Raw genomic sequence first — 26,166 nt, forward strand, 5'->3', positions numbered from 1 at the left:
ACCGATAAGCGCTGGCTGCCAACACCAGGCTCAAGGATGCACGGCCTGGAACAAACGCGTCGAAAAGCCTAAGCCGTTTTCCACCCTACAAGTCAGCCGCGACAGACGCTAAGCTCGAAGTCATCCTCCGCCCGGCCACCGGGCGGGCAGTCCATTTCCCCATTACAGCTTGAAGCTTGCCGCTTGAAGCTCAGCCGACGAGGTTTCCATGCGCACCGAACAACCGAAAGTCATTCATCTAAAGGATTATCAAGTTCCGGACTACTTGATCGATGAAACCCACCTGACCTTCGAGCTGTACGAAGACCGCACCCTGGTGCATGCCCAGCTGGTCATGCGGAGAAATCCAGACGCTGGTGCCGGTTTGCCGCCTTTACAGCTGGACGGCCAGGACCTCGAACTGATCTCCCTTGCGTTGAACGACCGCCAGCTGGGCCTCGGTGACTACCAGATCGCCGAGGAAAGCCTGACCCTGCAACCCGATGCCGCCAGCTTCACGCTGGACAGTACCGTGGTGATCCACCCGGAAAGCAATACCGCGCTCGAAGGCCTCTACAAGTCCGGCGGCATGTTCTGTACCCAATGCGAGGCCGAGGGCTTCCGCAAGATCACCTACTACCTTGATCGTCCGGATGTGATGAGCAAATTCACCACCACGGTCAGCGCTGAGAAGCATGCCTATCCGATCCTGCTGTCCAACGGCAACCCGCTCGCCAGCGGCGAAGAGGGCGATGGCCGCCACTGGGCGACCTGGGAAGATCCGTTCATGAAGCCCGCCTACCTGTTCGCGCTGGTGGCGGGGGACCTCTGGTGCGTCGAGGACAGCTTCACCACCATGAGCGGTCGCGACGTGGCGCTGCGCATTTACGTCGAGCCGGAAAACATCGACAAATGCCAGCACGCCATGGACAGCCTGAAGAAATCGATGACGTGGGACGAAGAGGCCTACGGTCGCGAGTACGACCTGGACATCTTCATGATCGTCGCGGTCAACGACTTCAACATGGGCGCCATGGAAAACAAGGGGCTCAACATCTTCAACTCCAGCGCTGTGCTGGCGCGCGCTGAAACGGCCACCGATGCTGCACACCAGCGCGTCGAGGCGATCGTCGCCCATGAATACTTCCATAACTGGTCCGGTAACCGCGTGACCTGCCGTGATTGGTTCCAGCTTTCGCTCAAGGAAGGCTTCACCGTTTTCCGCGATTCGCAGTTCTCCGCTGACATGAACTCGCCGACCGTCAAGCGCGTCGAGGATGTGTCCTACCTGCGTACTCACCAGTTCGCCGAGGATGCCGGCCCGATGGCCCACTCGGTGCGCCCGGAATCCTTTATAGAGATTTCCAACTTCTACACCCTGACCGTTTATGAGAAGGGCGCTGAAGTGGTGCGCATGATCCAGACGCTGCTGGGTGAGGAGGGCTTCCGCAAGGGCAGCGACCTCTACTTCGAACGGCATGACGGCCAGGCCGTGACCGTCGACGATTTCGTCAAGGCGATGGAAGATGCCAATGGTGCCGACCTGACGCAGTTCAAACGCTGGTACAGCCAGGCGGGCACGCCGCGGCTGGCCGTCAGTGAGCAGTACGACGCCGCCGCAAAAACCTACAGCCTGACATTCCGCCAAAGCTGCCCGCCAACGCCGGGGCAAAGCGAGAAGCTGGCTTTCGTCATCCCAGTTTCGCTGGGCCTGCTGGATGGGCAGGGCAACGAAATTGCGCTGCGCCTGCAAGATGAAGACGCACCGGTCGGTACCACCCGCGTGCTGGCCGTCGACCAGCCCGAGCAGACCTTCACCTTTCTCGACGTGCCCGAGCAACCATTGCCTTCGCTGCTGCGTGGTTTCTCCGCTCCGGTGAAGCTGGACTTCCCCTACAGCCGTGATCAGCTGATGTTCCTGATGCAGCATGATTCCGACGGTTTCAACCGCTGGGAGGCCGGCCAGCAGTTGTCGGTGCAAGTGCTGCAGGAAATGGTCGGGCAGCATCAGCGCGGCGAAGCGCTGCAGCTCGATCAACGCCTCGTCGCAGCGCTGCGCAGCCAGTTGGAGGACGAATGCCTCGATCAGGCGATGGTCGCGGAAATGCTGTCGCTGCCGAGCGAGGCCTACCTGACCGAGATCAGCGAGATCGCCGATGTCGATGCCATTCACGCCGCGCGTGACTTCGCTCGCCAGAGCATCGCCACCGCATTGTTCGAGCTGTTCTGGAAGCGTTACCAGGCCAACCGCGAGGTGTCGCGGCAGACGCCCTATGTTGCCGAAGCGGGCCACTTCGCTCGTCGTGCCCTGCAGAACATCGCTTTGTCTTACCTGATGCTCAGTGGAAAGCCCGAAGTGGTCGCCGCCTGCGTCGAGCAGTTCGAGGAGGCGGACAACATGACCGAGCGTCTGACCGCTCTCGCCGTGCTGGTCAACTCAGGCTTCGAAGCCGAGCGTGACAACGCGCTGGCCTCGTTTGCCGAGCACTTCAAGGACAACCCGCTGGTCATGGATCAGTGGTTCAGCGTGCAGGCTGGTAACACCCAGCCGGGTGGTCTGGAGCGCATTCAGCATCTGATGCAGCACCCGGCGTTCACGCTGAAGAATCCGAACAAGGTTCGCGCCTTGATCGGCGCCTTCGCCAACCAGAATCTGGTGAACTTCCACCGTGCTGATGGCGCTGGTTATCGCTTCCTGGCCGACCAGGTCATTGTGCTCAACAAGCTCAACCCGCAGATCGCATCGCGACTGCTGGCGCCGTTGACCCGCTGGCGCAAGTACGACACTAGTCGTCAGGCGCTGATGAAGACCGAGCTGGAGCGGATTCTGGCGTCCGGCGAGCTGTCCAGCGATGTGTACGAGGTGGTGAGCAAGAGCCTTGCCTGATCAGGCCTGCGACGCTAGATAGTGACAGACGAAATCCCGCACTTGCTGCGGGATTTTCGCTTTCAGAAGACAGAGAAGGCCTGGTCAGACACCCCCTTCCGATGCGTGACGTGAAGGACGCAAAGCGCCATGCCATAAGGCCCACCTATCACGCAACATCATTGAGCCATGCTTAACAAAACATAACGTCCAGGCAATTGCCGCCGCTTTCGAAAGCCCTATAGCATGGCCTCGCCTGTCTCCATACGCAGGCCCTACCTAATAAAAATAAAGGGGGTATGTATGAGTGAGCCCGTCATGTGGCGCACACCGGTTGGCCGCGCGAAAAAAACTTCCCGCACGCCGATGTTTAGTAGTCAATCGCCGCTGGCAAGAACGCTCTCGCTCTGCAGTGTTCTCTCCATTTTATTTCTAGCCGCGCCTGCTCAGGCCCAAAGCCCTGCCGAGCCAGGCGTTCGCTATGCGATCGAATCGCAGAAAGCCGCAACCAGCTTGCTTCTCGATATTGCCCATGCTGGCAAACGTCTGGTTGCAGCCGGTGATCGCGGTCACATCCTTTACTCCGACGACGGTGGCGCCAGCTGGACCCAGGCCAAGGTGCCCACCCGGCAGCTGCTTACGGCGGTGTATTTTGCTGATGACAAGCACGGCTGGGCGGTGGGGCATGACGCGCTGATCCTGGGCACGACGGACGGCGGCCAGACCTGGACGCAGCAGTACGAAAACCGCGAAGGCGAAGTGCCGCTGCTCGACGTCTGGTTCGAGAATGCGCAGCACGGTTTTGCCACCGGCGCTTACGGCGTCCTGTTGGAAACCACCGATGGCGGGGAAAACTGGGAAGACGTAGCTGATCGCCTCGATAACGAGGACGGTTCCCACCTCAACGCCATTGCCGAGATTCCCGGGTCCGGCCTGTTCATCGTCGGCGAGATGGGTGGCATGTTCCGCTCCGCTGACATGGGCGAAACCTGGGAGCGCGTCGAGTCGCCCTATCAGGGCTCGTTCTTCGGCGTTGTTGGCGGCGGCGAACCGGGCGTCGTCGTCGCGTTTGGCCTGCGTGGCAATCTGTTCCGCTCAACTGATTTCGGCGACAGCTGGCAGGTGATCGAGCTGCTGGATGACGGTGATGCCGTCGAATCGGGGCTGGCTGATGGCAACCGGCTGGCCGATGGACGCATCATCGTGGTCGGCCATGGCGGCACCGTGCTCAGCAGCGAGGACGACGGACAAAGCTTCAAGCTGTTCAGCCGCCCTGACCGACGCTCCTTGTCAGGCGTCGTCGGCAACCCGGATGGCAATCTGGTCCTCGTCGGGCAGAGCGGCGTCCGGATCGTTTCGCCGACCGGCGCCAACCTGCCCGTACAACAACAATAAGCCGGAGCCAACATGACCAAGCATCAGCAGAAGCCGGCGTCTTTTCTCGAGCGCCTGATATTCAACAATCGACCGGCAGTGATCCTCGTCTGCTTGTTGATCAGCGTGTTCCTGTTCTATCAGGCCGCCCAGGTTCGTCCTTCGACCAGCTTCGAAAAGATGATCCCGCTGGGGCATCCCTACATTCAGAACATGCTCCAGCATCGCGACGATCTGGCCAACCTGGGCAACACGGTGCGGATTTCCGTGGCAGCCAAGGATGGTGACATTTTCTCCAAGGACTACATGGAAACGCTGCGTCAGATCCATGACGAAGTCTTCTATATCCAGGGTGTCGATCGCTCCAACATGAAGTCGCTTTGGAGCCCCAGCGTTCGCTGGACCGAGGTGACGGAGCAAGGCTTTGCCGGTGGTGAGGTCATTCCGCAGACCTATGACGGGTCGCCGGAAAGCCTCGATGACCTTCGCAGCAACATTCTCAAGTCCGGGCAGGTCGGTCGTCTGGTTGCCAACGACTTCAGGTCTAGCATCATCGACGTGCCGCTGATGGAGTCCTACTCGGATCCGGAAGACCGCGGCAAGCAGATCAAGCTCGACTACCAGCAATTTTCTCACGAGCTGGAAGAGAAGATTCGCGACAAGTACGAGGCGCAGAATCCGAATGTGGAGATTCACATCATCGGTTTCGCCAAGAAAGTCGGTGATCTGATTGACGGTCTGGTCGGCGTTGCGCTGTTCTTCTTTGTTGCCATCGGCATCACCCTGGCGCTGCTGCTGTGGTTCACCCGTTGCTTCAAGAGCACCATCGCGGTCGTCGTGACCACGCTTATCGCCGTTGCCTGGCAGCTCGGTCTGCTGCACACGCTGGGTTTCGGGCTCGATCCTTACTCGATGCTGGTCCCGTTCCTGGTATTCGCCATCGGTATTTCCCACGGCGTGCAGAAGATCAACGGCATCGCCATGGCTTCCGGCGAAACCGACGATCCGCTTGCGGCCGCACGGATGGCATTCCGTCAACTGTTCATCCCCGGCATGGTGGCGCTGGCCTCCGATGCCGTTGGCTTCGTGACGCTGCTACTGATCGACATCGGTGTGATCCGCGAACTGGCGATCGGTGCTTCGCTGGGTGTGGCGGTCATCATCCTGACCAACCTGATCCTGTTGCCGGTGGCGATTTCCTACATGGGCATCAGCCAGCGCGCAGTCAAGCAGGCTCGAGATGAGGCCGCGCGTAACCATCCGTTCTGGCGCCTGCTGTCCAACTTTGCCAACCCGGTCGTCGCGCCGATATCCATTGTCATCGCGCTGCTCGCCGTGGGTGGCGGACTCTGGTACGGACAGAACCTGAAGATCGGCGACCTTGACCAGGGCGCACCGGAACTGCACCCGGATTCGCGCTACAACCTCGACAACGATTTCGTCATCAGCAACTACTCGACCAGTTCGGACGTGCTGGTGGTGATGGTGAAAACGGCGCCCGAGGGCTGTGCCCACTACGACACGCTCGCCGCCATGGACGAGCTGATGTGGAAAATGGAAAACACCGAAGGCGTGCAGTCGGCCGTTTCGATGGTCACCGTGGCGCGGCAAAGCATCAAGGGCATGAACGAGGGCAGCCTGAAGTGGGAAACGCTGTCGCGTAACCAGTTCGTACTGAACAGCTCCATTGCTCGTGCCGAAGGCATGTACAACAGCGATTGCTCTCTGGCGCCGGTGCTGGTGTTCCTCAATGACCACAAAGCCGAGACGCTTGAGCATGTGGTGTCCGCGGCGCGTGAATTCGCCGAGGAAAACAACCGCGAAGGTTTGGAGTTCGTCCTGGCTGCGGGCAACGCCGGTATCGAAGCAGCGACCAACGAAGTCATCGCCGCCTCCGAAACCACCATGCTGATTGCGGTCTACGCCGCGGTGAGTTTCATGTGCCTGCTGACCTTCCGCTCCGTCGCGGCGACTCTGTGTATCGTTCTGCCGCTGGTGCTGACCTCCATTCTCGGCAATGCACTGATGGCCTTCATGGGGATTGGCGTAAAAGTCGCCACGTTGCCGGTGATCGCACTCGGGGTGGGTATTGGTGTGGACTACGGCATCTATATCTACAGCCGTTTGGAATCCTACCTGCGCCAAGGTATGACGCTGCAGGATGCCTATTACGAAACGCTGAAATCGACGGGCAAGGCGGTCATCTTCACCGGTATCTGCCTGGCGATCGGCGTGTTCACTTGGGTGTTCTCGGCGATCAAGTTCCAGGCGGACATGGGCCTGATGCTGACCTTCATGTTCCTCTGGAACATGGTTGGCGCGATCTGGCTGCTGCCTGCACTGGCGCGCTTCCTGATCAAGCCGGAGAAGCTGCGGCAGAAAGCGTGACACAGCCAAGCACTAGACTCAAAACCCCGCAAAGCGGGGTTTTGAGTATCTTGCGCCGGGAGACGCGGAGTCCTGCCATCTCATCGCTCTACCACTGTGGACTTTCTGGTGGGCTAAAGCCCACCCTACCTTTTGGTCACGCCTGCGGGCACTCGCTGCTCGAACCTCAAACCTAAAACCCCGCAAAGCGGGGTTTTGAGTATCTTGCGCCGGGAGACGCGGAGTCCTGCCGTCTCATCGCTCTACCACTGTGGGCTTTCTGGTGGGCTAAAGCCCACCCTACCTTTGGGTCACGCCTGCGGGCACTCGCTGCTCGAACCTCAAACCTAAAACCCCGCAAAGCGGGGTTTTGAGTATCTTGCGCCGGAGACGCGGAGTCCTGCCATCTCATCGCTCTACCACCGTGGGCTTTTTGGTGGGCTGAAGCCCACCCTACCTTTGGGTCACGCCTGCGGGCACTCGCTGCTCGAACCTCAAACCTAAAACCCCGCAAAGCGGGGTTTTGAGTATCTGCGCCGGGAGACGCGGAGTCCTGCCATCTCATCGCTCTACCACTGTGGGCTGTCTGGTGGGCTGAAGCCCACCCTACCTTTGGGTCACGCCTGCGGGCACTCGCTGCTCGAACCTCAGGGTAGGGTGGGCCGGGCGGCGCTCCGCTTCAGCCCACGCTCCCCGGTAGGACTGTTCGTGTGATATGAACCCCTACGTACTGAATGTCAGCGTCGACCATCTGGGCTAACGTATCAGCTCCTACCTATCACGCAATCTGGCTCAGCACTTGCGTAACGGCTTTCGCTGCCACTTCGCCAATCACCAGAATCGCCGGGCTTTTGAGTTGGAACCGAGCGGCGTCGGTGCACATGTCGCCAAGATCGGAGCGGCATTCGCGCTGTTGCGGCAGCGAGGCGTTTTCAATCATCGCCACCGGAGTGCTGGCAGGCAGGCCGCCTTCCATGAGGCCGGCCTGTACCTGCTGCAAGCTGCTCACGCCCATGTAGACGACCAGGGTGGTGCCTGTTTTAGCCAAGGCATGCCACTCGGGGCTGCTGCCGTCCAGGGTATGTGCGGTGACCAGGGTGACGCCGCGCGCTACGCCGCGTTGGGTGAGTGAGATACCGCATTGGGTGGCGCCGGCCAGGCCTGCGGTGATGCCATTGACCAGCTCGACCTCGATGCCGCGCTCCGCCAGCCATTCGGCTTCCTCGCCACCACGGCCGAAGATGCAAGGGTCGCCACCTTTGAGGCGCACCACGCATTTGCCCTGGCGTGCGTAGCGCAGCATCAGCCGATGGATGAACGCCTGTGGCGTCGAGCGACAGCCGCCGCGCTTGCCCACCGGGATTACCCGTGCGTTCGGGCAATGCTCGAGTACCGCAGGGTTGACCAGATCATCGATCAGCACCACCTGTGCCTCGCCCATGGCGCGCACGGCCTTGAGCGTCAGCAGTTCCGGGTCCCCCGGACCTGCGCCAACCAGCCAGACTTTTGCGCTCATGTCTCTACCTCTCATGCTGCTGTAATGGTGTCGGCGACACGCCAAGCATCGCCAGCTGTCTATTGGTGGAGCCGTTCAGGCCACCGCTGGCTGCTTCACCAGCAACCGCTTGATTTCCGGCACACAGGACCCGCAGCTGGTGCCGCAACCCAGCTCCCGCTTCAAACCATTGAGGTCGAGGCCGCGGTCTATGCCCGCACAGATCGCGTCCTCGCCAACGTTCATGCAGTTGCACAGCGTCTTGGCCGCACGAACGCCTCCACCCGGCGGGGTGCTCAGTGGTGCCAGCAGCCAGCGGCGCAGCGCCTGATTGGCCGTGCCGTCGTGCCAGAGCTGTTTCAGCCAGTCGCGTGCGGCGGTTTCGCCGGACAGGCTGAGGGCGACGATGCGACCATCCTCGATACGCACCCGCTTGCCAACAGCACGTCGTGGGTCGTGGTAAGCCACCACCGGGCCTTCATCCAACCCCAGCAGCTGTTCGATCTGCGCCAGCTGCGTCGCATCCGGGGCTTCGTTACAGGCTGCGCGGATGACCAGCGCCGAACGGTCTCGCCCGGTCAGGCTGAAGCTCGCATAGGCGAATCCTTCGAATAAGGGCCGCAATTTTTCGAAGCGCTTCTGCACACCGCCTTCTACCAGGGCGAAGAATTGCCAGGGCAGCTCCACCTTCTCCACTTCCACCCCGGCGTGCTTGAGCTCCGGCTGTTTGGAGGCGGGATCGAAGTCGGGCAGCGTCAGTACATTCACGCCCATCCCCTTGAGGAAGCGGTCGCCCCAATGCATCGGCATGAAGGCCTGGCCGGGTCGCAGGCTGTCGTCCTTGTGTACCGGTATCAGCAGCTCGCCGCGGCGGCTACGGACCTTGACCAGCTGGCCGTCGAGCAGACGGCGACGGCGCATGTCGTCGCCACTCATGCTCAGTAGCGCTTCCTCGACGTGGCCAAACAGCCGCGCGGCGGTGCCGGTGCGGCTCATTCCGTGCCAGTGATCGCGCAGGCGGCCGGTGTTCAGCGTGAGCGGGAAGCGTGCCTCGCGTTTCTCTTTCGGCGCCTGGTACTGCTCTGCGAGAAAGCGTGCGCGGCCGTTGTCGGTAGGAAAGACCCCGTCGCCATAAAGGCGCGTGGTGCCATGCGTGCTGCCGGTCGGGAAGGGCCACTGCTGCGGCCCGAGCCGATCGATCAATTCATGGCTTAGCCCGGACAGGTCAAGGTCGCGGCCCGCCGTGAGGAGCTTGTATTCCTCGAATATCGCCGACGGCGCATCGAACGCGAACAGGCTGGCCTGGCTGGGGCGCATCAGCGTTTCCAACCGACGCGCGAAGTCGCAGGTGATCGCCCAGTCGGCACGCGCCTCGCCTGGCGCATCGATAGCGGCGCGCACATGGCTGACGCGGCGCTCGGAGTTGGTCACCGTGCCTTCCTTCTCCCCCCAGCTGGCGGCGGGCAGCAGGAGGTCGGCGTAGCGACAGGTCTCGGTGGTGAAAAAGGCTTCCTGCACCACCACGAAAGGGCAGGCCACCAAAGCCTCGTGAACTTTCTGCTGGTCCGGCATGGATTGCGCCGGGTTGGTACAGGCGATCCACAATGCCTTGACCTTGCCGCTGCGCACGGCGTCGAACAGTTCGATCGCTGATAGGCCTGGCGCTTCGGGCAACGCAGGAACGCCCCAGTATTCCGCTACTTCAGCGCGATGCGACGCGTTACCGGCCTCGCGATGCCCAGGTAGCAGATTGGACAGACTGCCGGTTTCGCGGCCACCCATGGCATTAGGCTGACCGGTCAGGGAGAAGGGGCCGGCGCCGGGCTTGCCGATCTGGCCGGTGGCCAGGTGCAGGTTGATCAGCGCGCTGTTTTTGGCGCTGCCGGCAGTGGATTGGTTGACGCCCATGCACCAGAGCGAGAGGAAGCGCTTCGACGTGCCGATAAGGCCGGCAGTGGTCTGCAGTTCGTCAACACCGATGCCGCAGAGGTCCGCCACCATGGCCGGATTGTAGTCGCGCACCATGCTTTTCAGCTCATCGAAGCCATTGGTATGAGCGTCGATGAAGTCGCGGTCGATCCAACCTTCCCAGAGCAGGATGTGCAAGATGCCGTGAAACAGCGCAACGTCGGTCCCCGGCAGAATCGCCAGGTGCAGGTCCGCCAGGTCGCAGGTGTCGGTACGCCGTGGATCGACGACGATGACCTTCATCTCCGGGCGCTTGGCTTTGGCTGCTTCGAGACGCCGGAACAGCACCGGATGGGCGTAGGCCATGTTGCTGCCGACGATCAGCAGGCAATCGCTCTGCTCGATGTCCTCGTAGCTGCACGGCGGTGCGTCGGCGCCGAGGCTGCGCTTGTAGCCGACTACGGCGGATGACATGCACAGCCGCGAGTTCGAATCGATGTTGTTGGTGCCGACCAGCGCGCGGGCGAGCTTGTTGAAGGCGTAATAGTCCTCGGTCAGCAACTGGCCGGAGATGTAGAAGGCGACGCTGTCCGGGCCATGTTCGGCGATGGTCTCTGCGAATACGTTGGCGGCGTGGTCCAGGGCGCTGTCCCAATCGGTGCGTGCGCGGGCCAGACCCTTGCCCAGCCGCAGTTCGGGATAGTGCGCGCGGGCATCTAGGTCACCGGTCAGGTGCAGGGTCGCGCCCTTGCTGCACAGCTTGCCGAAGTTGGCGGGATGGTTCGGGTCGCCGGTGACATCGAGGATGCGCTCGCCGTCGTGCTCGATCAGCACGCCGCACCCCACGCCGCAGTAGCAACAGGTTGAAGCGGTTGTCTGGCGCATGGCGTCGGTTCCTAGGAAGGGTGGCTTCGTAGGGTGGGCTTTAGCCCACCGTTATTTATTGGTACAGCGGTACATCGTTGCCCGAGCTCGCGTCCTTCGGGGAAACCCTGCGGTGTTCGGGCCAGTTCATATGGTGGGCTGAAGCCCACCCTACGATGTGGGCCGCCTGCGGTCGGGTAGGGTGGGCCGGGCGGCGCTCCGCTTTAGTCACCTTTTTGGCTATTCAGGGAGAGCAGCACACGACCGTTTTCGACCCGTGCTTCGTGGCTATGCGCGCAGCCCACATCCGGCGCCACGGCTTCGCCGCTATCGAGGTTGATCTGCCAGTTGTGCAGCGGGCAGGCGACTTGCTTGCCGAAGACGATGCCCTGGGACAGCGGGCCGCCCTTGTGCGGGCAGCGGTCGTCCAGTGCGAACACCTGATCGTCGGCGGTGCGGAAGACCGCGATGTCACCCTTCGGCCCGGCGACAATGCGTGCGCCAAGTGGGTTGATCTCATCCAGGGAGCAGATGTCGAACCATTTCATCGTTGTTTCCTCGCAATTCGGTTGATCAAGCAGCTTTCCGGTAGCGGCGAATCGTCACGCGGGCTCGATCTGGGCCAACTGGATGGTTTCGTATTCTTTCTTCAGCGATTGCTCGGCGATGGCCTTCTTCCAGCCATCGCCCTCGAAACTCAGCGAGAACATCAGTCGCTGGGCCAGCGCCTTGCGCCGGGCTTCGTCTTCCAGAACTATTTTCTTGATGTATTCCAAGCCGACGCGCTGCATGTAGTGCACGGTGCGTTCGAGGTAGAAGCCTTCCTCGCGGTAGAGCTGGAGAAAGGCGAAGCTGTATTCGGCGACTTCCTCGGCGGTCTTGACCTTGACGAAAAACTCGCCGGCCTCGGTCTTGATGCCGCCGTTGCCACCGACGTACAGCTCCCAGCCGGAATCGACGCCGATGATGCCGACGTCCTTGATGCCCGATTCGGCGCAGTTGCGCGGGCAGGCGGAGACGGCCAGCTTGACCTTGTGCGGCGAGTACATGCCGAACAGTGCCTTCTCCAGATCGATGCCCAGCCCGGTCGAATTCTGAGTGCCGAAACGGCAGAACTCCTTGCCGACGCAGGTCTTCACGGTCCGAATGGATTTGCCGTAGGCGTGGCCGTCGGGCATGTCCAGGTCCTTCCAGACGTTCGGCAGATCATCCTTCTTGATGCCCAGCAGGTCGATGCGCTGGCCGCCGGTGACCTTCACCATCGGCACCTGGTACTTGTCAGCGACGTCAGCGATGCGGCGTAGCTCGGCGGCATTGGTCACGCCGCCGAACATCCGCGGGACGACTGAATAGGTTCCGTCCTTCTGGATATTGGCGTGAGCGCGCTCGTTGATGAAGCGCGACTGTGGATCGTCCTTGGCTTCGCCGGGCCATGAAGAAATCAGGTAATAGTTCAGGGCCGGGCGGCAGGTGGCACAGCCGTTGGGCGTGCGCCAGTTCAGATAGCTCATCACCGCCGGGATGCTGATCAGGTGTTCGTCGACAATGGCCTTGCGCACTTGGCCGTGGTTCAGGTCACTGCAGCCGCAGATAGCTTTTTCGCTTTTCGGCTTCACATCCGCGGCGCCGCCGACGGTGCTCATCAGGATCTGTTCCACCAGCCCAGCGCAGGAGCCGCAGGAACTGGCGGCCTTGGTGTGCTTTTTCACATCGTCGACGGAGAACAGCCCGTGCTCCTGTATCGCCTTGACGATGGTGCCTTTGCACACGCCGTTGCAACCGCAGACTTCCATGCTGTCGGGCATCGCCATGGCCTTGTTCTGGCCTTGGTGACCGGTGTCGCCGATGGCACCTTCGCCGAACATCAGGTGATCGCGGATCTCACTGACGTTATGGCCCTCGCGCACCTGACGGAAGTACCAGCCGCCATCGGCGGTGTCGCCGTACAGGCAGGCGCCGACAAGGATGTTGTCCTTGATCACCAGCTTCTTGTACACGCCGCCGATGGGGTCGGAGAGGGTGATGGTTTCGGTGCCTTCGCCGCCGAGGAAATCGCCTGCGGAGAACAGGTCGATGCCGGTGACCTTCAGCTTGGTCGACGTCACCGAGCCCAGGTAGCGGGAGAAGCCCAGCATCGCCAGGTGGTTGGCGCAGACCTTGGCCTGCTCGAACAGCGGCGCCACCAGGCCGTAGGCGGTGCCGCGATGACTGGCGCATTCACCAACTGCATAGACACGCGGGTCGTAGGTTTGCAGGGTGTCATTGACCAGAATGCCGCGGTTGCAGGGAATTCCAGACTTTTCAGCGAGTTCGCTGTTGGGACGGATGCCAGCGGCCATCACCACCAGATCCGCGTCGATCACTTCGTCATCGGCGAAACGCACGGCTCGTACGCGGCCCTCATCGTTGCCGATCAGCTCGGCGGTCTGCTTCTGCATCTTGAAGTTGAGCCCGCGTGCTTCGAGCGCCTGCTGCAGCAGGGTGCCGGCTGTCTTGTCGAGCTGACGCTCCATCGGCCACTCGCCGATATGCACTACGGTGACCTCCATGCCGCGCAGCTTCAGGCCATTGGCCGCTTCCAGTCCGAGCAAGCCACCGCCAATGACCACGGCGTGTTTGTGGGTCTTGGCGGTGTCCATCATCTTCTGGGTGTCAGCAATGTCGCGGTAGCCGATCACGCCGTCGAGCTGGTTGCCCGGGATCGGCAAGATGAAGGGGTTCGAGCCGGTGGCGATCAGCAGGCGGTCGTACTCGGCCTCGCTGCCGTCTTCGGCGATCACGCGGCGCTTGGCGCGGTCGATCTCGACCACCTTGCGGTTGAGCATCAGACGAATGTTGTTTTCGGCGTACCAGCTGAGGTCGTTGAGCACGATCTCCTCGAAGGTCTGCTCACCGGCCAGCACGGGGGAAAGCAGGATGCGATTGTAGTTCGGGTGGGGTTCGGCACCGAACACCGTGATGTCGTAGAGCTCAGGGGCGAGCTTGAGCAACTCTTCAAGGGTGCGAACCCCGGCCATGCCATTGCCAATCATCACCAGCTTGAGTTTCTTCATGCTGTTCTCCGTGCCGGGCCGGCGCGCTGAATGCTGTCGGGCCATGCCGTTGAAATATCCAACAACGAAAAAGGCGCCCCACTGATCTCCCAGTGAGGACGCCTTTGTCCTTGTTTTCCGTATTCGGAGCCTGACCCTCCACGTTGAAGGTCCGGCTTGATGTAAGCCTGACAATGCAGAGGCTGTGCCAACCTGATCGCGGTTCAGCGGCTGGCCGCGTTCAGCCGTAGCGCGCATGTCGCCCTGCGCAACGTCTTCGTCGCGCAGCCCAGCACTGACGGGCGCCTGGCACGGAGCGAACCGGTACAGGCACATGTAATGCTGCGCTGTCTTATCGTTTCGCCAAGCCTGCGCAACCGGGCCGAAGCGACTTGCAGCTGCACCCCTATATAGCAAGCTGCGCAGTACTGGTGCGTCGGTGGACTGCTGCGAGTCTTTTTGGTGGGCTGAAGCCCACCCTACGCATTGAGGCCGTGTGTCGTGACGGCTCTTGGTGGTTGAGACCCGTAGGGTGGGCTTCAGCCCACCATCACGAACGGGTCCGCGGCCTGCATGGCGAAATGACCGTTGACAGCCACCGGCCCGCTTTTCTATTGTTTCGCCCATGCGCCGATTTAGTCAGCTACTTGCGGGGCGCCTGGAGCCAAGGCTTCGAAATACCGCTAAAGCGCTGGTTCGGTGTCGCCTCCCACCGCTGCCCAGCGGAATTTTCGAGGCGGGACTTCTCCCAATGAATGCACTGCAACGCGCCCCTCTACGTTTGGCCCCTATCACCAGTGGGCTGGTCCGCAGCAACCCGAAAATCCTCCTTGGCGGTAGCCATCAACCTTCGCTGTTACGTTATCTCGACGGCTGGCCGAAGCGCTGGGGCAGGCCGCGTGCCTTTCAGGTTCAGTTCACCGGGGTCGATGAGTCGCTGGCGCACTTTGCATCGAACAGTTTCGATATGGCCGTGATCCAGGCGCCGAGCGCTGAACGTCTCGAAGACTGCGTGCGGCAACTGACGCGTGTGGCCCGGCAAGGTTTGATCGTCCGGCGCGTGTCGGTCTGATCGCAAGGTGATTAGTTAGCTGCCTTTCGCCAACCAGACCACCAGCACCAGATTCAGCAGCAGCGAAATCAGGGCCAGCCCACGCCAGACCTTCAGCGGTTCGCGTTCCAGCAGCGGTAGCGTTGCCGTGTTGCTGGCCAACCGCTCCCCCTGTTCCAAGGTTAGCAGCCATTCTTCTGCGGTTTCGAAGCGCTGCGAGGGGTCAACCGCGACGGCGCGCCTGAGCGTGTCATCCAGCCACTGGGGCAGATCAGGGCGATACCGGTTTGCTGGCACAGGGCTGCCGAAACGGGGCCGCTGGAATGCCTCGACTTCGCCGTAGGGAAAACGGCCGGTCAGCAGGAAGTAGAGGGTGACGCCTGCCGCATAGAGGTCCTGCTCCCGACTCGGCGCTTCGCCGCTAAAGGCCTCGGGCGCGATATAGCTTGGTGTGCCCGGAAGATGATGCGGCAGGTCTCGGGACAGACCTGGGCAATAGGCGAGGCCGAAATCCAGCAGGCGCAACTCGCCGTTGTCATCCAGATGCAGATTCTCGGGCTTGATATCGCGGTGCAGGATGTTGCGCCGGTGCAGCATGCCCAATGCGCGGACCAGACATGGGGCCATCTGCAGCCAATCGGTCAGTGCCATCGGGCCCTGCTGACTGAATTGCTGGCCGAGGGTCTGGCCACGGTATTCACGCTGCACGTAATACAGGTGCTGGCGCTGCGGCAGTCCGTGGACTTCGGGAAAGGCACGGCCGGCGACGCGGCGCAGAAACCACTCTTCCTGCAGCAGGGCTGGCCCGGCTTCGGGTTCATCGTCGCGGCTGGCCGGCAGCGTTTTCAGCAACCAGGGCTGACCCTGCTGATCAATCACTCGGTAGATCAACGACTGACGCGACTCGGCCAGCAGTGATTGGACCGTCCAGCCTTCGAACATCTGGCCGGGGCGTAGCTTGGGCGGCAACGGCCAGTCCAGCAGCTGCGCGAGCGAATCGGCTAGTGCCGCTTCCGGCAGTTCATCGACCCGCAGCAGCAGGGCGCTGGCGTTGTCCTGGCTGCCGGTCTGGTGGGCTAGATGGACCAGCGCCCTAGCCGCGCGGTTCAGATCAGGTTCGGCGCTGAGCACATTCCGGATATCGCCTTCGGTAATGCTGGCCCAGACACCATCACTCAGCAGCAAAAAGGATTCGCCGAGGCGCAGCTCGCCGTCGAGGTAGTCCACCACCAGATGCTGGTCCAGGCCCATGGCACGCTTGAGCACGTGCTGCATGTTCGGCTGTTCCCATACGTGGTCTTCACTGAGCCGCTGCAGCTCGCCATCGAGCCAGCGATAGGCGCGACAGTCGCCGACATGGGCGAGGGTGAAGCGACGGCCGCGGAGCACCAGTGCGGTCAATGTCGTCAGTAGCGGTTGCCCACCACCGTTGGCCTGCAGCCAGCGATTGTGGGCGACCAGCAGCCGGTCAAGGGACTGCGCGACAGTCCAGGTCTCCGGCGTGGCGTAGTAATCGGTGGCCAATGCCTGCAAGGTGGCCCGAGCGGCAAGGCCGCCATCAGCGCACTGGCTGACGCCGTCAGCAATCGCGAACAGCGCACCCTTGCTCGCGGCGAGCTCCGGCGTTGGCGTGACGATCCGCAGCGCGTCCTGATTTTCGTCGCGCGGGCCGGTGGCAGAGGCTTCGCCGAAGGACAGCTGCAAAGGCATCAAACGAGCTCCAAGGGGTAAGCGGCAAGGGCAAGCTGCAAGCGGCAAGCGGCAAGCGGCAAGTAAAAGCGTCCAGTGTGGCCGGTGCAGCCAGCTGCGTCTGAGCTTGCCGCCGCTTTTACACCCGCGCAGCGGTCATCGCGGCGGAGCCCCAGGTGGTTCTCCAGCGACGCTTCACACCATAGAGCCCGAACCAGGCCAGTGCACCCAGGCTGGCGAACAGCCACAGACCCATCTGATAGTCACCGGTGGCCTGTTTGACTGCACCGAGCCCGGCGGTGAGCAGGAACCCACCGATGCCACCGGCCATGCCGACCAGTCCGGTCATTACGCCAATTTCCTTGTTGAAGCGCTGCGGCACCAGTTGGAACACCGCGCCGTTGCCGGCACCCAGGCTGAGCATGGCGACAACGAATAGCGCCAGCGCTGCCGTCGAGCTTGGCAGGTTGAAGCCGACCACGAACAGGCAGATAGCGGCAACGGTGTACATCACCAGCAGCGAGCGAATACCGCCGATGCGGTCCGCCAGTGCACCGCCCAATGGGCGCAGCAGGCTGCCGGCGAATACGCAGGCGGCCGTGTAATAACCGGCCTTGACCGGGTCGAAGGCGTACTGGTCGTGAAAGTAGCCGGGGAGGGTGCTGGCCAGGCCAAGGAAGCCGCCGAAGGTCACGCTGTAGAAAAACATGAACCACCAGCTGTCGCGATCGCCCAGCGCTTTCATGTAATCGGCGAAGGATTTCGGCGCAGGGCGGTTCGGCGCATTCTTGGCGAGCGTGGCAAAGATGATCAGCGTCAGTACTAGCGGAATCAGTGCCAGACCGAACACGTTGCTCCAGCCGAACATCGTGGCCAGTACCGGTGCGAACAGCGCCGCGAGCACCGTGCCGGAGTTGCCTGCACCGGCAATCCCCATGGCCTTGCCCTGATGCTGCGGCGGATACCACTGCGAGGCCAGGGGTAGCGCCACGGCGAACGAAGCGCCGGCCATGCCGAGGAAAAGGCCGAGCAGCAGCGCTTGCTCATAGCTGTGAATGCCATGCAGCCAGGCAATGAACAAGGCGGCGATCACCACGACCTGGCCGAACAACCCGGCGGTCTTCGGCGAGGTGCGATCGGCCAGCATGCCCAGCACCAGTCTGAGCACGGCGCCGGAGAGAATGGGGGTGGCGACCATGAAGGCACGCTGTTGCGTAGTCAGCCCCAGGTCGGCGGCGATCTGCACGCCCATGGGGCCGAGCACGTACCAGACCATGAAACTCAAGTCGAAGTAGAGAAAGGCGGAGAATAGTGTCGGGGTGTGGCCGGCTTTCCAGAAACTGGTATTCATTGGGTAGGCTCCAGGCATTCATCTAGTGCAAAAGAGGCCGCCCCAGCTTCGAGGCGAAAACAAAAAGGCGCCGCAGCACGCCTGCCGGAGCAGGAATGTTGCGACGCCTTTGTCTTAACGTGGAGACCGCCGTTGGCCTACCGTGCCGAGAACCAAGCACCTAGCATGCCAGTCTGCTGGAGACCGCGTTTTTACGCAGCAGTGACGCTGGGCACGGACAACCGGGCGGCGTCGGCTGCACAACCGTTGTGCGATGAGGGCCATTTCGGGGCATTGCCTTGGTGATGGTATTGACCCTCACGGCGGCTGCTAGGCTTGGCCTGCCAAGCTTCGAGGAGTGATCGATGCCCGTTATTGCCACCCTGACCCTGAACCCGGCAATGGATCTGTCCGTCAGCACTGCGCGGGTGACCAGCACCGAGAAGTTGCGCTGCTCGCTGCCGCGCCATGACCCGGGCGGCGGAGGGATCAACGTCGCGCGGGTGGTCGATACACTTGGGGGCGACGCCGTGGCCATCTATCCCGCAGGCGGTCCGTTCGGTGATCTGCTCACGCGTGCGCTGGATCAGCTCGGCCTGGCGCACCGCCCCGTTCCGATCGTTGGCGACACGCGTGAAAGTTTCACGGTGGACGAGTTCGAGACTGGGCTGCAGTACCGTTTCGTGCTGCCTGGCCCTTGCTTGTCCGCAGATGAGCTGACCCGCTGCCTCGACGCATTGGCCTCGCTGGATCCAGCGCCGAGGTATCTGGTGCTGAGCGGAAGCTTTCCGCCGGGTGTGGCGCTTACGTTCTACGACGATCTGCTCAGACTGACGCGACGTATCGGTGCCAGCCTGGTCGTCGATCTGTCCGGCGAGCCCCTGGCCTACGCTGCACGCCGGGGCGGTGCATACCTTCTGAAACCGAGCCTCAACGAGCTGTCGACTCTGGTTGGGCGCCCGATCGCGAGCGAAGTGGAACAGGAGCAAGCGCTACGCGGCCTGATGGCGAACGGTTGTGCGCAAATAATTGTGCTCTCGCTGGGCGCGGAAGGGGCGCTGATGGCCTATGGCGAGCAGCTACACCGGCTGCGCTCGCCACAGGTCCCAGTCGTCAGTGCGGTGGGCGCCGGCGACAGTATGCTCGGTGCCATTGTGCTGGCGCTGGCCGAAGGGCGCTGCATTAATGAGGCTGTGCGCTTCGGTATCGCCGCCGGGAGCGCAACCGTGATGCGCCCCGGTACCGAGCTCTGCCATCACGAGGATGTGCAGCGACTGCTGCAGCTCGGCGATGGCGAATGTTGGGCTAATTGATCCGGTTGACCCGCGGGAATTTCGCGGCAAATGCGTCAGGCATGGCGACGACACGGCTTTGCGAATAGTCGTAAAAAACGAAGCCGGATTTGGCCATGGCAATCAGGGTGCCATCGGCCGGCCGGGTGATACGGAAGGTGATGTCGCCGCCGTACTTGTTGAAATCCATGACGCCGACCTCGAACAACAAGGCATCCCGTGCATGGGCTTCGGCTTTGTAGGTGGTGGCCAGGTCGGTGACGATAATTCCACCACCATCCTTGCTGGTCTCGGCGATGCCGTAGGCAAACAGGAAGCGCGCGCGGGCCTCTGAAATCATCGAGATCATCGAGTCGTTCGCCAGGTGGTTGCCGGCGTTGATATCGGTGATGCGTACCGTCAGTTGGGTGGTGAAACAGAACTGGTCTTCTGGAAACTGCAGAGTCAGGCGGGCCATGGTGCTCTCGTGGGCTGGATGCGTGGCGCCGTTTCAGCGCAACGTGCGGGACGCGGATTGTACGCGTCCGCCGACCAGGCCCAAGTCCGACAATCGTCTCAAGTGGCTGCGCCCTTTGCTGTCAGGACTCTTAGGCGATGCTATGGCGAATACCCTGCAGGCGCTCATCAATAATCGGCGTGATCAACGCGTAGCATTCGGCCGGCGCGAGGCTGATGCGCGGCGCATTGATCAGGTTCTGCTCCAGGTGTTCGATGAGGCTGCTCAGCGTCTTGCCGCCAATCGGGTCGGCCAGTCGCTGGCACAGGTAGCGCATTTGGATCTGCATATCCAGCGGGCAGGTGTCGAAATTGGCCGCACGCACCGCGAGGCCGCGCAACCGGCCAAGGTCTTCCAGTGCGCGGCAGGCTTCGCATAGGCCGGTGACCTGTGGATTGCCCTGGTAGGCCAGGCGCAGCTCCAGTACGTGAATGCTCTCGAGCACCTGTTCGATGAGGATGCAGTGCGGCTCGAAGTCGGCCGGGTTCTGGCGAACCTGCTGCCACAGCGCGCGCATCGCGGGGCGGTTTTCGTCGCCATTCCATTCCTGCCAGAGCCGGTCGAGCCGGCCAGCCACTTCCAGGCGCTGCGTTGCTGCCGAGGCATCCCGTTGACCACCGAGGCCGCGATGCTTCTGGACGAACTGTAGAACTTCCAGCGCCTGCTGCAGCGCCTGGACGTCGGTGGTGCTGATTCGCTTGCGATGCCGCTCGGCCGCGACGCGGCTCAGATGGTTGCCAAGCAGGACCAGGCAGGCAGCCAGGGTCAGGGCAATTGATACTTCCATGGTCAGGCTTCCGTACGGCTGAGGCGGGTGAGATAGAGGGTCAGGCTGTGCAGTTCTTCGGCCTGGGCGCGCTGCTGATCGACGCCTGTTTCGACGTGCTCAAGCTGGACGCGAAGCAGGTGATTGCTGTTGCGCTGTTCATCAAGGGCCGCATGCAAATGGTCGAGTTCGGCGAGGCTCTGCTGACTGCGTCGCGCCAACTGGTCGAGTTCGGTCGCCAACGCGCTGCTCTGCTGGCCGCTTTGCTCGAGCAACTGCTGATGCTGAACGACCTCGACCTCCACACGGCGGACCGCAGCGCCTGTTGTCGCAACCACACGGGTGATGTCCTGGGCGGCGCGGTCGCTGGTCAGCGCCAACTGACGAACCTCGTCAGCGACGACTGCAAAGCCGCGGCCATGCTCGCCGGCGCGCGCGGCTTCGATCGAGGCATTCAAGGCGAGCAGCTGGGTTTGTTTGGCGACGTTCTGGATGCTTAACGCGGCTTTGCCCACCGCGGCGGTGTCCTGAAGCAGCTGGCCGACCGCATCGGCGGTGCGTTGCATGCTTTCGCGGACATCGCTCATCGAATGGCTGACAGTCAGAGCGCGGTCGCGACCGGCCTGGCTGTCACGATGGGTTTCGGCAAAGGCCTGCATGGCTTGCTGACCCAGCGTGTCGACACGCGCGAGGTTGTCGCTCAGCGCTTTGCTGGCGTCAGTGATTGCCTGGACGCGCTGACCCTGGTCGATGCTGGTGTGCTCGGCTGCACCGGCCATGCGCTCCAGGGCATCGCTGGCGAATTGCACCTCGCTGCGCAGACGTTCGCTGCGCAGCGACTGGGCACTGAAAGCAGCGACCAGATGCTCGCGCGGCTCGCTGAGGTGCTGTTGCCGGCCAAGCAGCCTCAACAGGTGGTCGCTATGACGCTGGCTTGCGCGCCGTTTGCGCTGCTGGCCGAGCTGCATGCCTCCGGCAAGGCAACCGAGCATCAGCGACAGCAGCGGCTGCTGCCAGAGGGCTGCGAGACAGGCGCCCGCCCAGGCCGCAAGCAGCAGCCAGTCCAGGTGCTGGCTAACCTCAGTGCCTGGCTCGGCTTTGCAGGCTTCTGTCGTCTGGCTGGTCCCGATCAATGCTCTGTCCATGTCGTTGATTCCGGTTTGATTTGCTGAAGGCTGTGCGAGCTCGAACTGGATACGCTTCGCGAGCAACCTCGTTGATCCGAAAAGTGCTGGCGCGGCGCGTCATGCAAGGCAAAACTGAGCCGCGTGGCGGTCATGCCGCGGGCCGCTGCTGGCGTTGGTAGAGGAACTCGAGGACTTGCGCACGGTAAGCGTGGTACTGAGCGTCGTGTGCCAACGTCATGCGGTCGCGTGGATGCGGGAGATCAACGCGCAGAACGTCGCCGATGGTGGCCGAGGGGCCATTGGTCATCATCACGATACGATCGGAGAGCAGCACGGCCTCGTCGACGTCATGGGTGATCATGATTACCGTGTTGCCGAGGTCGGCATGGATCTCCATCAGCGAGTCCTGCAGATGCGCGCGAGTCAGTGCGTCGAGCGCGCCGAAGGGCTCGTCCATCAGCAGCACCTTGGGTTGCATGGCCAGCGCGCGGGCGATGCCGATGCGCTGCTTCATGCCGCCGGAGATCTCGCTGGGGCGCTTGTCACGGGCGTGGGTCATGTGCACCAGTTCGAGGTTGTGCTCGATCCAGTCGCGCATTTCACGTCTGCTCTTCTGGCCCTTGAAGACCTGGCGCACCGCCAGTTCGACGTTCTCATAGCAGGAAAGCCAGGGCAGCAAGCTGTGGTTCTGGAACACCACGGCGCGCTCCGGGCCGGGCTCGTTGACCTCTCGGCCGTCGAGGATCACGCCGCCGGTGGTGGCCTGATAGAGGCCAGCGACGATATTCAGCACCGTCGACTTGCCGCAGCCGGAGTGGCCGATCAGCGAAACAAATTCGCCCTTGGCGATGCGCAAATTGACGTTCTGCAGGGCGCAGTAGAGGCCTTTGTCGGTGGGGAAGCTGATACCGACGCCGGTGAGTTCGAGATGGGTAGGGTTCATGTGGATTCCTCAGCGCAGGTCTGCGTTCTTGTCCCAGCTCACGCGGCGCTGGAGCATCAGCATGATGCGATCCAGGGCGAAGCCGATCAGGCCGATGACGATCACCGCGACCATGATCCGGCCGAGGGAGTTGGAACTGCCGTTCTGGAACTCGTCCCAGATGAATTTTCCGAGGCCGGGGTTCTGCGCCAGCATTTCCGCGGCAATCAGCACCATCCAACCGGTTGCCAGCGACAGGCGCAGGCCGGTGAAGATCATCGGAATGGCAGCGGGCAGGACGATGCGACGCACGTGACTAAGTGGTGACAGACGCAGCACACGGCTGACGTTCTGCAGATCCTTATCGAGGTTGGCGACGCCCACCGTGGTGTTGATCACCGTGGGCCACAGGCAGCACAGCGCGACGGTGATGGCCGAGGTGACGAAGGACTTCGCCATCAGCGGGTCGTCACTGACATAGACGGCGCTGACCACCATGGTCACCAGAGGCAGCCAGGCCAGCGGCGACACCGGTTTGAAGATCTGGATCAGCGGGTTCATCGCGCTGTACACCGTCTTGCTCAGCCCGCAGACAATGCCCAGCGGCACGGCGATCAGCGAGGCGATCGCGAAGCCGGTCATCACCGTGTAGAGGCTGGTGAAGATCTGCTCGAAGAAAGTCGGCTTGCCGGTGTAAGGGCGAATCTTCACCTCGGCGTCCGGGTTCTTCGCCAGTTTCGCGGCGTTGCGTTCCTCTTGGCGCAGGTAGAACGCGTCGGCTTTCTCCCGCGATTGAAGATGCGCATCGACCAGCCCGTTGAACTGCTCGGCTACTTGGCTGGGCCCTGGAAACTGGCCGAGGCTAGTCTGGATATTCGATGCCACCAGCTGCCAGAACAGCAGGAAAGCCAGAATGCCCACCAGCGGCATGATTACCTGCGGCAGCCAGCGCTTGAGCCGGGCCTGGCGGCCGGCCTCGAGCGTTTGCTTGATGTTTTTTGCGACGGCTGGATTGCTCATCGACGTGTCCTCTCCGGGTATCGGGAGCCGCAACGGCTCCCTGGTGGCGGGATCAGAGGGTGGTATCGCCTTTCAGGCCGATCGCGAACTGTTCGAGATAGGCGTTGGGCGTGTGTCCGTCGTAGGTGATGCCATCAATGGTGTCGGCCAGCGGCTCGCGGACGCCATCTTCATCGGCTGCGGGAAAGTCGTCCGCAGTGAGCAGGCCGTCTTCGATCAGCGCGGCGGCGGCTTCGCGGTAGATGTCGGGGCGATAAACCTGCTTGGCGGTCTCCAGGTACCAGCTGTCCGGCTTGGCTTCGGCGATCTGGCCCCAGCGGCGCATCTGCGTCAGGTACCAGATGGCGTCGGAGTAGTAGGGGTAGGTGGCGTGATAGCGGAAGAAGACGTTGAAGTCCGGTACCTCGCGCTTGTCGCCCTTCTCGAACTCGAAGGTGCCGGTCATGGAATTGGCGATGACCTTGGCATCGGCACCCACATATTCGGGGCGTGAGAGGATCTCCACCGCTTCCTGGCGGTTGGCGTTGTTGTTTTCATCAAGCCACTTGCCGGCGCGGATCAGCGCCTTGACCAGCCGTTTGTGAGTTTCCGGGTTGGCTTCGGCCCAGGCCTTGGAGACGCCGAAGACCTTCTCCGACATGTTCTTGCGGATCGCGTAGTCGGCCACTACCGGCACGCCGATACCCTTGAACACCGCCTGCTGGTTCCACGGCTCGCCAACGCTGTAGCCATGGATGGTGCCGGCTTCCATGGTCGATGGCATCTGTGGCGGCGGAGTGACCGAGAGCAATGCCTGGGCATCGATCTGGCCGCTGATGTCGCCCTTGTTCGGTGCGTAGTAGCCGGGATGAATGCCGCCAGCGGCGAGCCAGTAGCGCAGCTCGTAGTTGTGCGTGGAGACCGGGAAGACCATGCCCAGGTTGAACGACTTGCCACTGGCGTTGAGCTGCTCGATCACCGGCTTCAACGCGTCGGCCTTGATTGGGTGCTGCGGTTTGCCATCGACCATGGGCACGTTGGGTTTCATCTGCTCCCAGACGGCGTTAGACATCGTGATGGCATTGCCATTGAGGTCCATGGTGAAGGCCGTAATGATGTCGGCCTTGGTGCCAAAGCCGATGGTGGCGCCGATCGGCTGGCCGGAGAGCATGTGCGCGCCGTCCAGCTCGCCATCGATCACGCGGTCCAGCAGCACCTTCCAGTTGGCTTGAGCTTCGAGCGTGACATAGAGGCCTTCATCTTCGAAAAAGCCCTTTTCGTAGGCGATGGCCAGGGGCGCCATGTCAGTGAGCTTGATGAAGCCAAGCTTCAGCTCTTCTTTCTCCGGTTCGGCAGCCCAGGCGGTCATCGGTACCAATTGCAGCAGGGCAGAGCATCCGAGGCTGGCAACCAGCGTTTTCAGCAACGTACGGCGAGTCTTGTGCATGATTCTTCCCTCAATCGCGAAACGAAAAAAAGGCGTAACGGACGCACCCTCTGCATGAGCAGAGCGAGCACCGTTGACGCCTTTGTCAATTCGTCCCGATCACCGCCGTTGGCGACCCGAAGACGTGGTACTGGAGGGATTGCAAGGGGCTTGCCAATTCGCGCAATGCCGGGATTTGCAGCGACTAAAAATAAAAAAGCTAAATCAATACAATGGCTTGCGGATCGAGCCGGTCATGGGTGGGTTGCCGCCGTCTCGGCACGCTGCAACTCGGTTCGGCGCGATAGACGTGCAGCCAGCGCACCCCTTGGCTCCGTTTTGGTTCGTTTGAACGGAGCGCAGGCGTGCTGCTCATGAGGCGGAAAGTGGGCTTGGCTGTCTAGGCGTTGTTGCGGGGGCGAGGGCAGTACGGTTCGGCCCAGAACCGCGTGGTTTGAGAAGCGAACAGATCCGCTACGAGGGACGCCATCGTGCAGGTTTCAGCACTGGACCCTTACCTGACACCCGGCATGGTCTTGCACGGCCGAATGCATTCGGCCATTTGGCTAGGCTAACGCTAGAGGGCCGAAACGCCGCTGCAGGTTACTGCCCCAGCAGGTCGTTCATCGCAATGATCTGTTCAGCCACCTGAATCAGCTTTTGCTGGCGGCTCATGGCCTGGCGGCGCATCAGGGTGTAGGCCTCTTCCTCGTTGCAGCTGCGCATCTTCATCAGCATGCCCTTGGCGAGTTCGATGCGCTTGCGTTCAACCAGTTGCTGGTCGCGCGCGTGCAGTTGCGCACGGATCGCCTGGTCACTTTCGAAGCGGGCCATGGCCACGTCGAGGATCGGTTTCAGCCGCTGGGCCTGGATGCCTTCAACGATATAGGCGCTGACGCCGGCGCGAATGGCTTGGCGCATGGCGTTGGGGTTGTTGTCGTCGGTGAACATGACGATGGGGCGCGGCTGGTCACGGCTGACCATCACCACTTGTTCCATTACGTCGCGGCCGGGGGAGTCGGTGTCAATCAGCACCACATCCGGGCGAATCGCCTCGACCCGTTCGGGCAGGTCGATGGTCAGACCGGATTCCTCTACCACCTCGAAACCGGCTTCGATCAGAGCGCTGCGCAAGCGTCCGACCTTGCGTGGGGTATCGTCGATCAGGAGAACGCGAAGCATG

General features: G+C 62.1%; 18 protein-coding genes. 5 read left to right on the forward strand and 13 right to left on the reverse strand.

Features of this window, described 5'->3' with window-relative positions; genetic code table 11:
• Positions 1–208 precede the first annotated feature (208 nt).
• The 3 genes from pepN (at position 209) to ACIGHL_RS02705 (ending at position 6,607) form a co-directional block, all read left to right on the forward strand.
• The gene (gene pepN / locus ACIGHL_RS02695) at positions 209–2,866 is read left to right on the forward strand and encodes an aminopeptidase N (RefSeq protein ID WP_128119232.1); all 2,658 of its coding nucleotides are present in this window, start codon (positions 209–211) and stop codon (positions 2,864–2,866) included.
• A gap of 282 nt (positions 2,867–3,148) precedes the next feature.
• Positions 3,149–4,240 carry a YCF48-related protein gene (locus ACIGHL_RS02700; RefSeq protein WP_128119233.1) on the forward strand — a complete coding sequence of 364 codons (1,092 nt, stop codon included), beginning with the start codon at positions 3,149–3,151 and terminating at the stop codon, positions 4,238–4,240.
• Between the two features lie 12 nt (positions 4,241–4,252).
• Complete coding sequence (locus ACIGHL_RS02705; RefSeq protein WP_128119234.1) at positions 4,253–6,607, forward strand: efflux RND transporter permease subunit; 2,355 nt, start codon at positions 4,253–4,255, stop codon at positions 6,605–6,607.
• A gap of 757 nt (positions 6,608–7,364) precedes the next feature.
• Here the strand turns inward: ACIGHL_RS02705 and cobA are convergent.
• The 4 genes from cobA to nirB all read right to left on the reverse strand — a co-directional run bounded on the left by cobA (position 7,365) and on the right by nirB (position 13,906).
• Positions 7,365–8,102, reverse strand: a complete 738-nt coding sequence (gene cobA / locus ACIGHL_RS02710; protein WP_128119235.1) for a uroporphyrinogen-III C-methyltransferase — start codon at positions 8,100–8,102, stop codon at positions 7,365–7,367.
• 75 nt (positions 8,103–8,177) lie between these two features.
• Positions 8,178–10,874 (reverse strand): nitrate reductase, encoded by a 2,697-nt coding sequence (locus ACIGHL_RS02715; protein WP_216706778.1) that lies wholly within the window; start codon positions 10,872–10,874, stop codon positions 8,178–8,180.
• Between the two features lie 203 nt (positions 10,875–11,077).
• Positions 11,078–11,401, reverse strand: coding sequence for a nitrite reductase small subunit NirD (gene nirD / locus ACIGHL_RS02720; RefSeq protein ID WP_128119236.1), 324 nt, complete (start codon positions 11,399–11,401; stop codon positions 11,078–11,080).
• A 54-nt stretch (positions 11,402–11,455) separates the two neighbouring features.
• Complete coding sequence (gene nirB, locus ACIGHL_RS02725; protein ID WP_128119237.1) at positions 11,456–13,906, reverse strand: nitrite reductase large subunit NirB; 2,451 nt, start codon at positions 13,904–13,906, stop codon at positions 11,456–11,458.
• A 730-nt stretch (positions 13,907–14,636) separates the two neighbouring features.
• Between nirB and ACIGHL_RS02730 the strand changes: the two genes are divergently transcribed.
• The gene (locus ACIGHL_RS02730) at positions 14,637–14,957 is read left to right on the forward strand and encodes a hypothetical protein (protein ID WP_045426181.1); all 321 of its coding nucleotides are present in this window, start codon (positions 14,637–14,639) and stop codon (positions 14,955–14,957) included.
• 15 nt (positions 14,958–14,972) lie between these two features.
• Here the strand turns inward: ACIGHL_RS02730 and ACIGHL_RS02735 are convergent, their stop codons facing one another.
• Complete coding sequence (locus ACIGHL_RS02735) at positions 14,973–16,646, reverse strand: bifunctional protein-serine/threonine kinase/phosphatase (protein WP_128119238.1); 1,674 nt, start codon at positions 16,644–16,646, stop codon at positions 14,973–14,975.
• A gap of 118 nt (positions 16,647–16,764) precedes the next feature.
• Positions 16,765–17,976, reverse strand: a complete 1,212-nt coding sequence (locus ACIGHL_RS02740) for a nitrate/nitrite transporter (protein WP_128119239.1) — start codon at positions 17,974–17,976, stop codon at positions 16,765–16,767.
• 344 nt (positions 17,977–18,320) lie between these two features.
• On the opposite strand from ACIGHL_RS02740, the gene ACIGHL_RS02745 reads away from it, so the two are divergent.
• Positions 18,321–19,268: a 1-phosphofructokinase family hexose kinase gene (locus ACIGHL_RS02745; RefSeq protein ID WP_128119240.1), complete on the forward strand. Its 948-nt coding sequence runs from the start codon at positions 18,321–18,323 to the stop codon at positions 19,266–19,268.
• Here ACIGHL_RS02745 and ACIGHL_RS02750 read toward each other — a convergent pair.
• The 7 genes from ACIGHL_RS02750 to ACIGHL_RS02780 all read right to left on the reverse strand — a co-directional run bounded on the left by ACIGHL_RS02750 (position 19,261) and on the right by ACIGHL_RS02780 (position 26,165).
• Positions 19,261–19,704, reverse strand: a complete 444-nt coding sequence (locus ACIGHL_RS02750) for a thioesterase family protein (RefSeq protein ID WP_128119241.1) — start codon at positions 19,702–19,704, stop codon at positions 19,261–19,263. The genes ACIGHL_RS02745 and ACIGHL_RS02750 overlap by 8 nt on opposite strands.
• A gap of 130 nt (positions 19,705–19,834) precedes the next feature.
• Positions 19,835–20,530 carry a hypothetical protein gene (locus ACIGHL_RS02755; protein ID WP_064482533.1) on the reverse strand — a complete coding sequence of 232 codons (696 nt, stop codon included), beginning with the start codon at positions 20,528–20,530 and terminating at the stop codon, positions 19,835–19,837.
• A 2-nt stretch (positions 20,531–20,532) separates the two neighbouring features.
• Entirely contained in the window at positions 20,533–21,654 is a 1,122-nt protein-coding gene (locus tag ACIGHL_RS02760; protein ID WP_216706779.1) for a methyl-accepting chemotaxis protein, read from the reverse strand.
• Positions 21,655–21,784: 130 nt separating this feature from the next.
• Positions 21,785–22,579, reverse strand: coding sequence for an ABC transporter ATP-binding protein (locus ACIGHL_RS02765; RefSeq protein ID WP_128119244.1), 795 nt, complete (start codon positions 22,577–22,579; stop codon positions 21,785–21,787).
• Positions 22,580–22,588: 9 nt separating this feature from the next.
• The gene (locus ACIGHL_RS02770; RefSeq protein ID WP_128119245.1) at positions 22,589–23,578 is read right to left on the reverse strand and encodes an ABC transporter permease; all 990 of its coding nucleotides are present in this window, start codon (positions 23,576–23,578) and stop codon (positions 22,589–22,591) included.
• A gap of 52 nt (positions 23,579–23,630) precedes the next feature.
• A complete protein-coding gene (locus ACIGHL_RS02775; RefSeq protein WP_128119246.1) occupies positions 23,631–25,004 on the reverse strand; it encodes a CmpA/NrtA family ABC transporter substrate-binding protein in 1,374 nt (457 codons plus the stop codon).
• Between the two features lie 582 nt (positions 25,005–25,586).
• Positions 25,587–26,165 (reverse strand): ANTAR domain-containing response regulator, encoded by a 579-nt coding sequence (locus tag ACIGHL_RS02780; RefSeq protein WP_128119247.1) that lies wholly within the window; start codon positions 26,163–26,165, stop codon positions 25,587–25,589.
• Position 26,166 lies beyond the last annotated feature (1 nt).

Origin of the sequence: Pseudomonas sp. NPDC077451 (assembly GCF_044543345.1) — a bacterium.
Classification (GTDB): Bacteria; Pseudomonadota; Gammaproteobacteria; order Pseudomonadales; family Pseudomonadaceae; genus Stutzerimonas.

Excerpts from the sequence above, each read along its gene's own strand:
- pepN (WP_128119232.1), top strand. The coding sequence starts at position 209 with ATGCGCACCGAACAACCGAAAGTCATTCATCTAAAGGATTATCAAGTT.
- ACIGHL_RS02700 (WP_128119233.1), top strand. The coding sequence starts at position 3,149 with ATGAGTGAGCCCGTCATGTGGCGCACACCGGTTGGCCGCGCGAAAAAA.
- ACIGHL_RS02705 (WP_128119234.1), top strand. The coding sequence starts at position 4,253 with ATGACCAAGCATCAGCAGAAGCCGGCGTCTTTTCTCGAGCGCCTGATA.
- cobA (WP_128119235.1), bottom strand. The coding sequence starts at position 8,102 with ATGAGCGCAAAAGTCTGGCTGGTTGGCGCAGGTCCGGGGGACCCGGAA.
- ACIGHL_RS02715 (WP_216706778.1), bottom strand. The coding sequence starts at position 10,874 with ATGCGCCAGACAACCGCTTCAACCTGTTGCTACTGCGGCGTGGGGTGC.
- nirD (WP_128119236.1), bottom strand. The coding sequence starts at position 11,401 with ATGAAATGGTTCGACATCTGCTCCCTGGATGAGATCAACCCACTTGGC.
- nirB (WP_128119237.1), bottom strand. The coding sequence starts at position 13,906 with ATGAAGAAACTCAAGCTGGTGATGATTGGCAATGGCATGGCCGGGGTT.
- ACIGHL_RS02730 (WP_045426181.1), top strand. The coding sequence starts at position 14,637 with ATGAATGCACTGCAACGCGCCCCTCTACGTTTGGCCCCTATCACCAGT.
- ACIGHL_RS02735 (WP_128119238.1), bottom strand. The coding sequence starts at position 16,646 with ATGCCTTTGCAGCTGTCCTTCGGCGAAGCCTCTGCCACCGGCCCGCGC.
- ACIGHL_RS02740 (WP_128119239.1), bottom strand. The coding sequence starts at position 17,976 with ATGAATACCAGTTTCTGGAAAGCCGGCCACACCCCGACACTATTCTCC.
- ACIGHL_RS02745 (WP_128119240.1), top strand. The coding sequence starts at position 18,321 with ATGCCCGTTATTGCCACCCTGACCCTGAACCCGGCAATGGATCTGTCC.
- ACIGHL_RS02750 (WP_128119241.1), bottom strand. The coding sequence starts at position 19,704 with ATGGCCCGCCTGACTCTGCAGTTTCCAGAAGACCAGTTCTGTTTCACC.
- ACIGHL_RS02755 (WP_064482533.1), bottom strand. The coding sequence starts at position 20,530 with ATGGAAGTATCAATTGCCCTGACCCTGGCTGCCTGCCTGGTCCTGCTT.
- ACIGHL_RS02760 (WP_216706779.1), bottom strand. The coding sequence starts at position 21,654 with ATGGACAGAGCATTGATCGGGACCAGCCAGACGACAGAAGCCTGCAAA.
- ACIGHL_RS02765 (WP_128119244.1), bottom strand. The coding sequence starts at position 22,579 with ATGAACCCTACCCATCTCGAACTCACCGGCGTCGGTATCAGCTTCCCC.
- ACIGHL_RS02770 (WP_128119245.1), bottom strand. The coding sequence starts at position 23,578 with ATGAGCAATCCAGCCGTCGCAAAAAACATCAAGCAAACGCTCGAGGCC.
- ACIGHL_RS02775 (WP_128119246.1), bottom strand. The coding sequence starts at position 25,004 with ATGCACAAGACTCGCCGTACGTTGCTGAAAACGCTGGTTGCCAGCCTC.
- ACIGHL_RS02780 (WP_128119247.1), bottom strand. The coding sequence starts at position 26,165 with ATGCTTCGCGTTCTCCTGATCGACGATACCCCACGCAAGGTCGGACGC.